General features: G+C 54.2%; 13 protein-coding genes. 8 read left to right on the top strand and 5 right to left on the bottom strand.

Features of this window, described 5'->3' with window-relative positions; translation table 11 throughout:
• Nucleotides 1–10: 10 nt before the first annotated feature.
• The 5 genes from EGJ68_RS17865 to EGJ68_RS17885 all read left to right on the top strand — a co-directional run bounded on the left by EGJ68_RS17865 (nucleotide 11) and on the right by EGJ68_RS17885 (nucleotide 3,845).
• Entirely contained in the window at nucleotides 11–1,090 is a 1,080-nt protein-coding gene (locus tag EGJ68_RS17865; protein ID WP_123035832.1) for an ATP-binding protein, read from the top strand.
• Nucleotides 1,091–1,118: 28 nt separating this feature from the next.
• The gene (locus EGJ68_RS17870) at nucleotides 1,119–1,676 is read left to right on the top strand and encodes a winged helix-turn-helix domain-containing protein (RefSeq protein WP_233248879.1); all 558 of its coding nucleotides are present in this window, start codon (nucleotides 1,119–1,121) and stop codon (nucleotides 1,674–1,676) included.
• Nucleotides 1,677–1,979: 303 nt separating this feature from the next.
• Entirely contained in the window at nucleotides 1,980–2,276 is a 297-nt protein-coding gene (locus tag EGJ68_RS17875) for a multiubiquitin domain-containing protein (RefSeq protein WP_123035834.1), read from the top strand.
• Nucleotides 2,251–3,435 carry a ThiF family adenylyltransferase gene (locus EGJ68_RS17880; RefSeq protein ID WP_123035835.1) on the top strand — a complete coding sequence of 395 codons (1,185 nt, stop codon included), beginning with the start codon at nucleotides 2,251–2,253 and terminating at the stop codon, nucleotides 3,433–3,435. The genes EGJ68_RS17875 and EGJ68_RS17880 overlap by 26 nt, the downstream gene beginning before the upstream one ends.
• On the top strand, nucleotides 3,435–3,845 hold the full coding sequence (locus tag EGJ68_RS17885) for a DUF6527 family protein (RefSeq protein ID WP_199228101.1): 411 nt from the start codon (nucleotides 3,435–3,437) through the stop codon (nucleotides 3,843–3,845). The genes EGJ68_RS17880 and EGJ68_RS17885 overlap by 1 nt, the downstream gene beginning before the upstream one ends.
• A gap of 229 nt (nucleotides 3,846–4,074) precedes the next feature.
• Here the strand turns inward: EGJ68_RS17885 and EGJ68_RS17890 are convergent, their stop codons facing one another.
• From EGJ68_RS17890 to EGJ68_RS17910, 4 genes are all read right to left on the bottom strand, one after another.
• Nucleotides 4,075–4,848 (bottom strand): site-specific integrase, encoded by a 774-nt coding sequence (locus EGJ68_RS17890; protein ID WP_123035836.1) that lies wholly within the window; start codon nucleotides 4,846–4,848, stop codon nucleotides 4,075–4,077.
• 396 nt (nucleotides 4,849–5,244) lie between these two features.
• Nucleotides 5,245–6,404, bottom strand: a protein-coding gene (locus tag EGJ68_RS17900; protein ID WP_199228102.1) for an IS3 family transposase whose coding sequence is annotated in 2 segments (ribosomal slippage) — nucleotides 5,245–6,140 and nucleotides 6,140–6,404 — 1,161 coding nt in all. Because the reading frame shifts where the segments join, the coding sequence is not laid out codon by codon here.
• Nucleotides 6,405–6,458: 54 nt separating this feature from the next.
• Nucleotides 6,459–6,950, bottom strand: a complete 492-nt coding sequence (locus EGJ68_RS18195) for a hypothetical protein (RefSeq protein ID WP_158283739.1) — start codon at nucleotides 6,948–6,950, stop codon at nucleotides 6,459–6,461.
• A gap of 394 nt (nucleotides 6,951–7,344) precedes the next feature.
• A protein-coding gene (locus tag EGJ68_RS17910) for an IS3 family transposase (RefSeq protein ID WP_408609926.1) occupies nucleotides 7,345–8,471 on the bottom strand; the annotation gives its coding sequence in 2 pieces (ribosomal slippage) (nucleotides 7,345–8,192 and nucleotides 8,192–8,471; 1,128 coding nt in all).
• 774 nt (nucleotides 8,472–9,245) lie between these two features.
• Here EGJ68_RS17910 and EGJ68_RS17915 point away from each other — a divergent pair.
• Nucleotides 9,246–9,602, top strand: a complete 357-nt coding sequence (locus EGJ68_RS17915; RefSeq protein WP_123035841.1) for a hypothetical protein — start codon at nucleotides 9,246–9,248, stop codon at nucleotides 9,600–9,602.
• A gap of 394 nt (nucleotides 9,603–9,996) precedes the next feature.
• Here EGJ68_RS17915 and EGJ68_RS17920 read toward each other — a convergent pair whose 3' ends face one another.
• The gene (locus tag EGJ68_RS17920) at nucleotides 9,997–10,998 is read right to left on the bottom strand and encodes a hypothetical protein (RefSeq protein WP_123035842.1); all 1,002 of its coding nucleotides are present in this window, start codon (nucleotides 10,996–10,998) and stop codon (nucleotides 9,997–9,999) included.
• A 336-nt stretch (nucleotides 10,999–11,334) separates the two neighbouring features.
• On the opposite strand from EGJ68_RS17920, the gene EGJ68_RS17925 reads away from it, so the two are divergent.
• Both EGJ68_RS17925 and EGJ68_RS17930 read left to right on the top strand, forming a co-directional pair.
• Nucleotides 11,335–11,808 carry an antirestriction protein gene (locus EGJ68_RS17925; RefSeq protein WP_123035843.1) on the top strand — a complete coding sequence of 158 codons (474 nt, stop codon included), beginning with the start codon at nucleotides 11,335–11,337 and terminating at the stop codon, nucleotides 11,806–11,808.
• A gap of 111 nt (nucleotides 11,809–11,919) precedes the next feature.
• Nucleotides 11,920–12,666 (top strand): thermonuclease family protein, encoded by a 747-nt coding sequence (locus EGJ68_RS17930; protein ID WP_199228103.1) that lies wholly within the window; start codon nucleotides 11,920–11,922, stop codon nucleotides 12,664–12,666.
• Nucleotides 12,667–13,106 lie beyond the last annotated feature (440 nt).

Below are 13,106 nucleotides of genomic sequence, written 5' to 3' on the forward strand. Positions count from 1 at the left end.
ATGGATCCGTATGAGAAGGGAAATCGACTTTATTCTGACGCGAACGCCTGGCTTGAAGGCAAAGGAAATTGCCAAAAGGCTTGGCGTGACAAGGAAAGAGGTGAACACGTTCTTGCACCAGAACACGGACAGGTACGTCAAGGATGACGACTATTGCTGGAGTTCTATTGGGGCAAACGAAATAGAAATTACGCTTCCCGGAAAGTGGCTCACCGCCGATGATTTTGAATCAAGGCTCTTGCGCGCGGACGATATGGATTCGTCTCCGGGCAGTTTGGTGAGGGTTGTCTTTACAAATCGCTGCAAGCCGATGATCGATTGCACGGCGCGCTTACTCTCTCTTGCCAATCAGTGTGCCCACCAGGGCAGGGAGGTCGAGCTAGATTTCAGTGCGGCAGACTCTACCTTCACCTATCTTGATCGGGCCGGTTTTTTCGACAATCTGGCTCCTGACGTCGTGGTTCTTCCCGAGCGGCCTTCCGAGTCCGCCGCAGTCCGTCACAGGGGGAATAGTGACACACTTGTAGAGTTTGGCTGTGTTGACCCCGACATCGAGAATGACGAGCTGATCAATCAACTCACGGAAAAGTTTGTCGCCAGAACCACGAGTGATTATCTGACGGCGGCCTATACGGTCTTCAGCGAGCTGATCAAAAATGTCGCCGAGCACAGTGAAACCCCGATCCCGGGATTTGCAGGTCTGCAAAGGTATCAGGGCAATCGCGAGCATATCCAGACTGTTATCTCCGATAGCGGCATCGGTATCGCGTCGACCCTGCGGCCTTCTCTCAGGGAGCATTACCCGCACTTATTTACTCAGTTCGGCCAGTCCTCTCTCGAGTCCGATATGGGGCTGGTTGCCGAAGTGATGAGCAAAGGCGAGATTAGTCGATCTGGCGGCGCAAATGGATTGGGCTTCAAGAGCAGCAGGGAACAGGCCGTTAAATTCAATGTATTGTTCTCCGTGCGGCAGGAGAACTTCTGTCTCAAGCTCCTCTATGAAAACGGCGCGCTTGTAGACATAAAGCGAGAGACAGGTCTCAGGAAGCTGTTGGGAACTCACATCTGCTTTGACTTCTTTCTTGCGTGATGTAGTATGGTCTCCTATATTTAAGGGGATGAAGCAGAACAAAACCATGATCTCCCTCGCCGCCCTTACCGGTAAAAAGCCGTTTTTGTCAGGAAATACCCTCGGGAAAGAGGTCTTCCAGAAGCTTCTGGAAGAAGTCGACAAGTTCCCGGAAGCCTCCCTCTTTGAAATCTCGCTCGATGGTATCAGCGCGACAGACGCGTCCTTTCCGCGTGAAAGTGTCGTTTCCCTTATCAAGATGTACAGTGGAGAGAAAGCCTTCTTCCTGTCCGGCTTCGCTTCGAAAGACCTCATGGACAATTGGGACTATGCCGCCAAGGCGAAGAGCCAGGCAGTCATCGTCCATCTTGGCCCCAAAGAGTATGAGGTCATCGGTCCCGAGCTCAGCGCCAGCACCGAGAAGTTGCTCGAATATGTCATGGACCGGGGAGAGGTGACCACCGCCGCGGTCGCGCAACATTTTGGGATCACCGCTCAAAACGCCAGTGGTAAGCTGAAGAAGCTCCTCTCCATGGGCCTAGTGACGGGCGCGAAGGAGACTGCCAAGTCCGGCGGGCTAGAGTTCGTCTACCACGCTATCAAGTAAATCTGATCAATCCGATTGTGTTAACCAGAAATCTCTGATACATTCTAGGGAAATCAGGCGTAACCGCCTTTTTTAATACATTCTGGTTAAGCAGGTTAACTTTAACAGATAGGAGGCCACATGGCTAAAAACCCCCCAACTGGAGACGGTCACCGTAAGGGTGCCGTCAAGAGCAGGTCGCAGACGAAAACACCGTCCGGCCATTACGTGAAACGCGATGCCGACACCGGGAAATTCATGGACGTGAAGACGTCCTCTAAGACCCCGTTCAAGGGCGTCAGGAAGGAAAAGTAGGAGCCGGATATGAGCGACGTACTGGAAAAAGACCATAAGCAGGACGATGACGGAAAGGGCAAAGACAAGACGGTCACCGTCGTCGTCAATGGCCGTCCGAAGGAAGTCCCGAAACATGATGACCTGACCTTCGCCGAGCTGATTGCGCTGGCATTTGAAAACCCTCCCCAAGGCGAATTCATCTGCATCACGATCACCTTCCGCAAGGGGCAGGGCGCCAAACCCGAAGGCACCCTGGCGGAGGGCGGCTCCGTGAAACCGAAGGAGGGCATGGTCTTTAATGTCACAGCAACTGATAAGTCATAGTCCTGACCTCAAGCAGCTAGTCGACGACGGTTTCGAGGTTGAAATCGTCGCAGGCCACCTGGTCATCCACAACATTCCCTATGTCGACGGGCAGGGCAAGGTGAAGCGGGGCAAGCTCGTCTCGGTGCTCGACTTGTCCGGCGACAGGACGGTGCAGCCGAATACACATGTCGCCTTGTTTGTGGGTGACCACCCCTGCGACCGGCATGGGAAAAAGCTACCGCAACTGGATCATAGTGTGAGCCGTCAGCAGATCGCGGAGGGGGTAATAATCGAGCGCAGCTTCTCGTGTAAGCCGAAGCCGAAGGACAAGTACGACGACTACCATCACAAAATGACCACATACGCGGCGATGATCTCAGTTCATGCAGAGCAGGTTGACCCCAACGTCACCGCCCAGACCTTCCGCGTCATCGAAAACAGTGATGCGGACTCGCCCTTCAACTATATCGACAACGCGACCAGCCGGGTGGGCATCAATGTCCACGCCAGGAAGCTGGAGCTCGCGAGGGTGGGCATCGCCGGGCTCGGCGGTACAGGATCATACGTGCTCGATTTTCTAGCCAAGACCCCCGTACGCGAGATCCACCTGTATGACGGTGACTGGTTTCTCCAGCACAATGCCTTTCGTGCTCCTGGTGCCGCGACCCTGGAGGAGCTGCGGGAGCGGCTGCGGAAGGTGCACTACTTCCAGCGGCGCTACGAGCCCATGCATCGGGGGATTATCCCCCACCCCGTCTATCTCGATGCGTCCAACGTGGATGAGCTGGAGGCCTTTGACTTCGTATTCCTGTGTATGGACGGCAATCCCGCGGAAAAGATTATCGTGCAGAAGCTGGAGGAGTTTGGCATACCCTTCATCGACACCGGCATGGGGATCGAGAACTCCGATGACGGTCTTCGCGGCATTCTGCGCGTGACGACGAGCACGCCGGAACAGCGCGGTCATGTTTGGGAGAACGGGCGGATTCCCTTTACCGACGGTAAGCTCGATGATGAATACTCCAGCAACATCCAGGTCGCCGATCTGAACGCCTTCAATGCGGTGCAGGCCGTAATCCGGTTCAAGAAATATTTCGGGTTCTACGCCGACCTCGAAGGTGAGCACTTTACGACCTACACGCTGGACGGCAACCACGTAACGAATGAAGAAGAATAATGAAAAAAATAGAAGTCATGCGGCATCAATATGTGGAGACCATTCCGGACATAGTCCAGGATGGTTTTCTCTACATATCCGAAGAATACAGCACCGCCGTCCACAAATGCTGCTGTGGATGCGGCCAGGAGGTAGTCACGCCGCTCGGGCCGACTGACTGGCGGGTCACCGTTCAGGACGGGGAGGTCTGTGTCCGCCCGTCCATCGGCAACTGGAGCTTTCCGTGTCAGTCCCATTACTGGATCGACCGTGGCCACATTCACTGGGCGGAGCAATGGTCCAAAAAGCGGATCAGGGCCGGTCGGGAGCACGATCAACTCGCCAAGCAGTCACATTACGGTGAAAATCTTGCTCCCGGCAGCAGGTGGGCCGTATTCTGGACGTGGTTGAAGCGCCTATTTACGCGATAATTATGTCCGCATTTCGTGTTGTATTTATACTGGTGATTTAGTGACCACATCTTCTGTAGCTTGGAAGTACACATGCAGTGGGCTGAATATTACTTTCGATCAACACAAAAAAGTTTGAGCGAGCTTCTCGCGGTAGTCGACGACGATGATGCTTTTGATTCATGGTTGGAGCATCAGCACCATTTAGCCGATATGTATGCAAACGCAGAATACTGAAGGCTAGATGCAGCTACGACAGATTTTTCAACGCATCGCTGATAGCTTCTTCTGGGGGCTCGTCATAAATCACCGTTGTACTGGCTGATTTATGACCAGCGACTTTCTGGGCCACTTTTAACGATTTCTTTTGTTTGTGGATGATGTCCGTGATCACGGAGCGTCGGCCGCTATGAGAACTGGCTTTTTCGATGCCGGCCCAGTCCCTTAGAATCAGCGCCATGTGTTCCTGCAGGGTATTCGGGGAGTAGGGGACACCTTTCTGGGTGATGAAAAGAGGATCCGAGGCCTTGGCGCCTGGATTCTTGTCGATTCGTAAAGCCAGGTAGGTCGTCAGTGCTTCCCTCAGATCCTCGTCCACAAGCGGTAAGTCCCGCGATTGCCCCGAGCGTTTCTTGACCGCAGGATAAAAGCGCTTGGGGTTAACATCGACACCGGCGTTTGCCAGATCGACGATCTGTGCGACAACCTGGTCAAATGCCTCTACGGAGAAGCTCACGGTTCGCCGGTTGTACTGAGGAGTCGAGCGGCCCATGGCGTTAGCGCCCTTGGTGTAGGCCGCGGGCAGTGACATCACTTTATACAGGGTAAACCCGGGCGGGGATTTTTTAAGGCGCGCGACCTCCTTGATCTGGAGCAGGGCGATCTCTTGGGCGCGCAACCCGAGTTTCGCGCTGATCTGCATGATCGCGGTATTCTTTTCCGGATGGCGATGCTCCTGGATAACCTCGAAGACCCGTTGCCATTCTGCGGTGCTAGGGACACGTGCCTGGCCTGATTTCGGCATGATAGGGGCCCTTTAATAATCCGTAATAATGTTATAAAAACGGATTAATGATAAACGTCAACCCATAGGGTAACCCACTACATGAGCGGTTAAATTCTTATTCTTTAACCTCTAACTCCATTTACTAATTATCTGCGCCGCAAGCTTAAGAAATTCAACCTTATCTCCATTCGTAATTCGTTTATTAGATTCTAGTATAAGGACATTGTCATCGACCACTGTCATGAGCTTGGTGGCCCAAGTATTGTTCATGTGCTTGAAGACAACTAACTTAGCGGGGTAACCATTGACCTCTGTATTCTCGTCATACAGCCAGGAACTTTTCGCTCCTCGCATTTCATCCACAATTAGAATCCCAAAGCGAGTTGATTCGTAAACCTGCTTTATCTGTTCTGGTCAACAATTCCCGGACACTTTTTTCAGCGAGTTTTCGTACTCCACCGGCGACAGATCACCGGCTGCTGTATGACGCCGCTCCAGATTGTAGTAACGGATATAGGCGGCAACGTCTTGCTTCATATGCTCACGTGTCGGCTGCACCACTTTGTAGAGCCAATCATGCTTGAGACTGCCAAAGAACCGCTCCACTACCGCGTTGTCCCAGCAGGCGCCGACGTCACCCATGCTGGCACGCATGCCATAGCCTCGCAGCAGTTGGCGGTACTTGGCGCTGGTGTACTGCGAGCCTCTGTCGCTGTGAAACACCAGGCCCTTGGGCGGTCGCCTGAGCGTATGGGCCATGATCAACGCTCGAGTAACCAACGCCGTCGTCATGCGCTTGTCGATATGCCAGCCCACGATGCGGCGCGAATGCAGGTCCATGACCACCGCCAGGTACATCCAGCCTTCGCCAGTGCGGCAGTAGGTCACGTCGCCGGCCCAGACCTGATTCGGTGCCGGTGGATTGAAGTTCTGATTCAACAGGTTATCCGCCACGGCATCTCCGTGCTTTCTTTTGGTCGTCACTTTGTGCGCCACGCGCTGAACCACCTTCAGCCCCATTTGCTGCATCAAGTGGCGAGTTCGATAGCGTCCGATTACAAAGCCTTCTCCGCGCAGAGCTTTCATCATCTCCCGACTACCCAGGCTGCTTCGACTTCTCTCGAACAGCGCTTTCATGCGCCGGCGCAGCATCAGTTCCTGCGCTTCGATCACCTTGCCTGGCCGGCTCGCCCAGTCATAGTAGGCCGATGTGCTGACCTGCATGACCCGGCACAGGGTGCGAATCGGGTACTGGACCGATTCAGCCCGGATGAACTCAAATCTCACTTCATTTCTTTCGCGAAGAAGGCTGACGCCTTTTTTAAAATTTCCTTTTCTGTCCGTAAGTTACGATTCTCCTTGCGCAGGCGCTTGAGCTCCTCGCGCTCGGACTCAGCCAGAGCACGGCCTTCGGCCTGGGCATCGAGTTTGTCCTTCCAGCGGTACAGCAGTGCCGGGTTGATACCCAGCGCCTTGGCTGCCTCTGGGACCGTATATCCCTGCTCCCGAACCATGGCGACGGCCTCTTCCTTGAACGGTTCCGGGTAACGTTTATGTGTACGTTTTTGAGTCATGCTGACACCTCAATAATCGACCAATATTGTCGCTTATTAAAGTGTCCGGTTCTATTAGACCACTACAATCCCGAATGTTCCTCTCATTACATACTTTGAGCTACCGTCATTAATATACTGAATGCTTACCTGTGAAGGTGTGAACGGAAGCCAGCCCGCGTCTACCTTCGATGTGCTCTCCAACTTCTCGTATCGAGCTTCCCCTGATCGATCTTCCGATGTATCCAGTGAACGAATCTTGGCCATCACATAATCAGGCCTAGTAGGAGTTGTTGATTTGTCGATGTACCCTTTTTCCTCGAGGCTCTTCATGTCGGAAAAGAAGACACTCCTTTGTTCTTCGCTCATTTGCATCGTGACCGTTGGTTCTTCTCCGGGACGTATGGCGGCGTACTCGCTGTCTTGTACCGTCAATGGTACTTCCACTCTTGTGTATTTAGAGAATCGACTCTCGATAGAACTTCCTTGGGATAAGGCCTGCGAACAGAATAAGTGCACGAATCCAAGAAGTAATACGATAGCTGTCTGTTTTTGATGGATTTTCATTCTTGACTCCATAGTGTATAAATTCACGTCCGTCTGCTGTAGCCACTAGATAAAAAAAATCAATAGAACTGATCGAAATGCAGGTTGCAGTCCGAAGCTGTCGTCGGCCATGTTATTCCACCTGCTCCTTGAGCTTCATACATATGGAATCCCTGAACAGACCAAGCTGATGTAGAACCCGGAGGCGAAAGGCTTCCATCAGGATTCGGTTCGCTGGAGTAAAAGGCCCCATGAACACCCGCATGACGAGTATCCAGCTTCCAATAATAGGCATCACACCAGATCCCGTTGATATTGTGCCATCCACCCGATCTTGGGTAGCAGGTATCTAGTACGGGGCTGTTCTCAGAAATGGACCCCGTAAATTGGACAGCCGGATAAGTGCATCCTCGGGTCATGCCGCCAGCCTGGCAGCGTCTTCATAGTACACATTGTCCGGAGTGCGCCGGTCAAGAGACTGGTGCCTCCTTTTCGAATTGTAGTAAGTAAAGTATCGGCCCAGGGAAGCCCGTGCGGCACCTATGCAGTCGTACGCCTTCAGGTAGACCTCCTCGTACTTCACGCTGCGCCACAGTCGCTCTACGAAAACATTGTCGACCCAGCGCCCCTTGCCGTCCATGCTGATCCTGATGCCGTGTTGCTTGAGAACGTCGGTAAAATCATCGCTGGTAAATTGGCTGCCCTGGTCCGTGTTGAAGATCTCCGGCGGCCCGTGACGCTCAATGGCTTCTTCCAGCGCGTCAACGCAGAAACTGGCATCCAGTGTATTGGATACCCGCCAAGAGAGAACTCGCCGGGAGTACCAATCCATGATGGCAACCAGGTACACGAAGCCACGGGCCATAGGGATGTAGGTAATATCCGTTGCCCATGCCTGATTTGGCCGGTCGATCACCAGGTATTTTAACAGGTACGGGTAAACCTTGTGCGCGTGGTTCGCCAGGCTGAGGTTGCGCTTGGGGTAACTCGCAACCAGCCCCATAGTACGCATCAGGCGCTGCACCTTCTTGCGATTGACGCAATGACCCTCGTCCTCAAGCCAGTCGCGGATGCGCCGGCTGCCGAGGAAAGGGTAATCCAGATGGCAGCGGTCAATCAGCTTCATCAGCACGAGCTCCTCGTCTGACACCGGCTTCGGCACGTGGTAGAACGTCGAGCGTGGTAGATCCAGCAACGCGCATTGGCGCGTCACTGGCAATGGATCCTTCCAATCTACCATTTCTTTCCTCTGGGCCCGTGAATCCTTTCGAGCCCGCGTCCTAAAAAATCATTCTCCATGGTCAGCTGACCGATCTTGGCATGGAGTTCCTGAACTGCCTCCGCAGTATCCTCGGCCTTCCTTGCGCCTTTGCCAAACACATCTGGCGCACTGTCGAGGAGCTGCTTTTTCCAGTCGGTTATCTGATTGGGATGCACATCGAATTTCTGCACCAACTCAGCCATGGTAAGATCGCCCTGCACGGCAGCCAGAGCCACCTTGGCTTTGAACTCGGGCGAATGGGTACGTCTTTTTCGTCTCATTGCTTCTCTCCTGAGCACGATGCTCATGATGGAGGAAGCACTTATCTTCGTCCACTCACTGTCCAATCAGTGGGGTCCAGCTCTCTCCGTAACATAGTGTTTTCGAGTTCCATTCTTGAAGTGATGACTGAATACCCCTCTTGATTCTGGTGGATCGAAGTAGTTGTATGTAATGGATTCGTTATTGAAGCAATTTGCACGACTGAATGTGTCAACGTCGTCAGCAGTGGCTGATGACGGAAATAGAATTGGTGAAAGCCAAATTACTTTGATCAAAACGGCGCTACAAATCTTAATCCAGCTGGATCGATAACTGAGTGATGTATGCATGTTTCATTTCCTGTCGATGTAACGGTGGAGTAAATGATTACTGATCTACAGACCGTTTATACAAGAGCACTTTCAACGTTCTACTGACTGTAACTCCTTTCGGATGCAATGATTCACAGTCTTAACGCTATAGTATTTTTCTTCAATTAGGTTAGACAGTGTAAGAGGTCCGTCAAGCTGTCAGCCTAAGAATAGCAGTCAGTATCGTTCGCATTTTTCTTTTGTTATAAATTGATAGTGATGACTCCTGACGGCAGCTTGGCTGCGCATCCTTTGGCACGGAACCTTCCATTGACGCTGCAGGCGTCCCTTGCCATGGTTAGTAAACCTCGTGGCTACTTCCGTAGCATGTAGGTAGCGGCCTGTCCGCATTTGTAATCAACCCATCGGGTAACTCACCCGATGGGCGATGTTGCTCGGTGTCTATCCGAAAGGAGCACTACTATGAGCGATATCAGTAAAACGGTCGGTTTGGTCCGCCCGGTCAGTGGCGATGGTCGGTTCCCGATATTGGGGTTTTTGAATCCCGTGCTCATCGATGATGAGTTGTGGGAGTTGACGCAGAACCCCGACAACCCGAGCCTGGCCTCACTGGTGAACAAAGCTGCGGAAGCAGTTGATATCTTCGCCAACGAGGTCGAACACGCGGATTTTACGATTCTCGTGTCGAGCTGCAAAGGTCTTGTCGCCGTCACCGTGCGGGTATCTTGGGAGGAGGCAAGCAAGCGTGTCAAGATCGCGCCACTCAATCCCCCGCCGTGGTCGTCGAACAGTGTAAGGACATACGATGTTCAGCACTGATCGACAGACCCCGGAAGCCGAACGGCAGGCACTGGACAAAGCTCGATTAGAACTGGAGATCGCAAGGCTCAGGCTGGAGATCAAAGGGGACCATCGACGATGGAAGGCTGAGTTTATGTTAAAAGCCATTGCCCTGACGGGCACCATTGCGGGCTCTACAATTGCTTGGATTGTTCAACAGGTAACACGCTGTGGAGGTTGATGTCGTGAAGTCAGACAGGGACCAACTGCTCACGGGCCGCGATTATGCGGTCATTGTAGTGGGGGCATCCTTTGTGGCGGCAACCATCGTTATGCTCAGCCAGTTAATTTTTGGTTGAGATTCCCGGCTGCCAGCCGACCCGACAAGGAGCCTCCGGGCTCCTTGTTTTCAACAAACTCTCGGAACCGGACTCTACTCGGGTGTGGTCAACGCCATCAGCTGTTCAACCGACCTCGGAGTCAACACAATTTCACCCTGTACGTTTGACGCACCAGCCATCAGCTGGATCAGTTTTGCGGTGATGGACGCCAGCTCTTGCGCGGATGCGTACCGTAGTCGCATCTGCGAGCGCCACGCTTGATCGACTAAGGGCGTTAATTCCACCGGGACACCTAACATGTCCGCCATCGACGACGCAAAGGCTTGCTCTCCAGGGTGTAGCGGCGGCGATTCCTCGTCATTCTTTGGTGCTTTGGGATCCTTCGATGGCGAACCAGATTGAATCAGGGTATAGAGTTCAGCGATCGGCATCGGGTTGCGCAGGTAGCGTTTTGCGTAGCGTATCTGCTGTTTTTCATTGGGCAGCGAGGCAATGGCCTTGGCGGCGGTTTCGGGGAGCTGGCCGCGCCGGGTCAGGTTTATCAGGTGGGGACACAGCTTTTCCAGTAGTGCCAGGCGGTTGGCCAGAGTCGGCCTGCCAATGCGCAAGGCGGCTGCCATGTCGGTTACGGTGGGGATACTTTCCGCAAACCGTTGCCGCGCCCTTAACACTGCCTCAGCAAATTCAATGGCTGTCACTGGATAGCCGGCGATTTTTGCTTCCTCGTAGGCATACTGAATGCCATAGAACACAGCATCCGCATCGCTTGCGTCAATGAGGCTGACCTTCGCCCACCGCGTATAGGCGTTTTCTTCGATATGGGCGTTGAGCGTCTCCCAGCCTGTCAGCACTTCTATATCTTTGCCCGACCCTGGGTCTGGCGCTTCCACAACCCGTGCCAGGACGCGGCCCACGGGTTCTTTGCGGCTCAGTGCGGCTTCGTTCAGAGCGCGACGCTGCTCGTCGGTAAAAGGTATCTCCAGAGCAAAGTCCGCCTTGTAAAGACGTCGGCGCTCGACGTCTTCCACATCCACAGACAATTGGCTCTGCAGTATCTGCCGAGCGGCCCGGTTGGTTTGATCCTGGTGTTTCATCGCGCTCCCCTGCGTTCCTCAAGGAACACTACACCAGGAATTTCTCCCCTACCGCCACGACGGGTACTGGAAAGCGCGGCTGGAAGATCTCGGGTAACAGTGCTTAATACCCTCATGCCACGGAGTTTCAGGCTCACTCTTCCATCGAGGTCGCCGTGCTGGTATTGCCCCGGTACACAACCTTCCATTGACAGCAAACCGCCATCATTCGATCTTAAAACCACTTGATCGCTGCCCCTGGCAGCATTGAGTGGCGGTTTATCCGCATTACCCGTTGGGGCCTTGCCCCACGGGAGTAGGCTTCAGCGGATCATTCAACGTGAAGGAGATTGATCCATGTCTATACAGCAGAGGGTTGTTGTCTATGTCCCCACACCGGTTCGCATTGAGGAGATACACGAGCGTCAGCCGATCACCCGCAGCATTGTGCGTGAGGATCAGCGTCTCGGCTTTTTCCCCAAGTATGCCGAAGAGTACTTCCTGCAGTTGGAAGCGATGATTTTCCAGACCATGGACCGGCTGTGCCCCGACTATAACGGTGGCATGTGGACCATGTGGGAGTTGTCCAATGGCGGTTGTTACCTGTCTCCGGCGTTGCCGGACGATCAGGTCCGGATGGTCTGTGAGGACAATTGCTTCGAAGGGAAACTGTCCACCGATGCCGCGGGTATTGTGGTCAGCCTGGTGGCGATCAACCACCTCGCGTGGTCCGTGCCGGATCCTGAGCACTTCAACAAGCTGTTCTACGCCCTGCGGGACTGGGCCATCGAGCACCCGGAAAGCGAGCACATCCTGCGCGCCATCGACTGAAGCCTCTACTGCCCCGGATCCCCGGGGCAGGTTCTTTCCCCTGCCAGATCATCCCCGCAATTTCTCGCACACCTGACCGCGCATGGCCAGGGAGTGTTAAACTGCCGGCCCATGGCCCGCATCCTTCCCTTCACGCGCCCCCGCGGCTGGCGACTCTTGTCTTCCCGCACCCTACTGGCGCTCTTTATTGTCGGTAGCGTGGCGCAGTACCTGGTACAGGGCAACGTGACCTGGGTCACTGCCAGCTTGCGCTGGGCTGACCAGATGGTCAGTCAACAGGTCGGCTCGATCCGTCTACCGAGCAGTACCGATGACCTCGTGCAATCGGTCGAGAACTCATTGGATCAGGCGCTTGCCAGCACGCGCAACGGTCTTTCGGCACTTCAGGCCAATACCACCGCTATCGCGGACACCGCGCTCGATAAGCCCGTTCAGTCCGGCTCGGATTACGACTTGTCGGGCAAAGTGGTCCGTATTGCCGATGGCGATACGCTGATCCTGCTGGATGCGACCAACACCCAGCACAAGATCCGGCTGCACGGGATCGATACGCCTGAGCGTCGCCAGCCTTACGGTAATGCCGCCAGGGAAGCGCTAGAGGCGCTCGTAGCCGGCCAACACATCGGCGTGGTTGTTCAGGACACCGACCGTTATGGTCGCACTGTCGGTACCGTCTACCGCAACGGCATGAACGTCAATCTCAGGCTGGTCGAGAAAGGCTGGGCCTGGTGGTATGAACGCTACGCCCGCAATGACCGCGAATTGGCCCAGGCGCAGCGCGAGGCCCGGGCTGCACGACGCGGCCTGTGGCAGGACAGTCATCCTATCGCCCCCTGGGAATGGCGGCGTTTGCACTGAGCCGGGTCTAGCACACTCCCCGCGCTACAGCGCCCGTTGCACTGAATGTACTGTGCTTCCTGTGAAGCAGTCTGGTATCGGCTCGCCTTACGTTGTAAGAACCCTTCCATTGACAGATTTTCCGATTTCCACGAAGGTTAATGTCACTTAGTCGCTGCTCACAGCAGCATTAAGTAGCGGATTTTCCGCATCTCCCGTTGGGGTATCGTACCCCCCACGGGACGAGGCTCTGGCGGATCTTTAACCAGCAAGGAGATGGATCCATGGCAACTCATATGAACGTGTATGTCGTCGAGGAGTTTGAGGCTGGCGGTGAGCAGCGCAAGAACTACACCCAAGTGGGGAAACTGTTTCGCCACAACAAGGGTGAGGGCTTTAATCTGCTTATCCAGCCTGGAATAGCGGTCAGCGGTGAGCTGGTCGTCTTTCCCCCCAAACCC

Source organism: Haliea alexandrii, assembly GCF_003719295.1.
Taxonomy (GTDB): Bacteria; Pseudomonadota; Gammaproteobacteria; order Pseudomonadales; family Halieaceae; genus Haliea; species Haliea alexandrii.

Coding starts and splice junctions, on each gene's coding strand:
- EGJ68_RS17930 (WP_199228103.1), top strand. CDS start 11,920: ATGGCCCGCATCCTTCCCTTCACGCGCCCCCGCGGCTGGCGACTCTTG.
- EGJ68_RS17875 (WP_123035834.1), top strand. CDS start 1,980: ATGAGCGACGTACTGGAAAAAGACCATAAGCAGGACGATGACGGAAAG.
- EGJ68_RS17880 (WP_123035835.1), top strand. CDS start 2,251: ATGTCACAGCAACTGATAAGTCATAGTCCTGACCTCAAGCAGCTAGTC.
- EGJ68_RS17890 (WP_123035836.1), bottom strand. CDS start 4,848: ATGCCGAAATCAGGCCAGGCACGTGTCCCTAGCACCGCAGAATGGCAA.
- EGJ68_RS18195 (WP_158283739.1), bottom strand. CDS start 6,950: ATGAAAATCCATCAAAAACAGACAGCTATCGTATTACTTCTTGGATTC.
- EGJ68_RS17885 (WP_199228101.1), top strand. CDS start 3,435: ATGAAAAAAATAGAAGTCATGCGGCATCAATATGTGGAGACCATTCCG.
- EGJ68_RS17915 (WP_123035841.1), top strand. CDS start 9,246: ATGAGCGATATCAGTAAAACGGTCGGTTTGGTCCGCCCGGTCAGTGGC.
- EGJ68_RS17920 (WP_123035842.1), bottom strand. CDS start 10,998: ATGAAACACCAGGATCAAACCAACCGGGCCGCTCGGCAGATACTGCAG.
- EGJ68_RS17925 (WP_123035843.1), top strand. CDS start 11,335: ATGTCTATACAGCAGAGGGTTGTTGTCTATGTCCCCACACCGGTTCGC.
- EGJ68_RS17870 (WP_233248879.1), top strand. CDS start 1,119: ATGAAGCAGAACAAAACCATGATCTCCCTCGCCGCCCTTACCGGTAAA.
- EGJ68_RS17865 (WP_123035832.1), top strand. CDS start 11: ATGAGAAGGGAAATCGACTTTATTCTGACGCGAACGCCTGGCTTGAAG.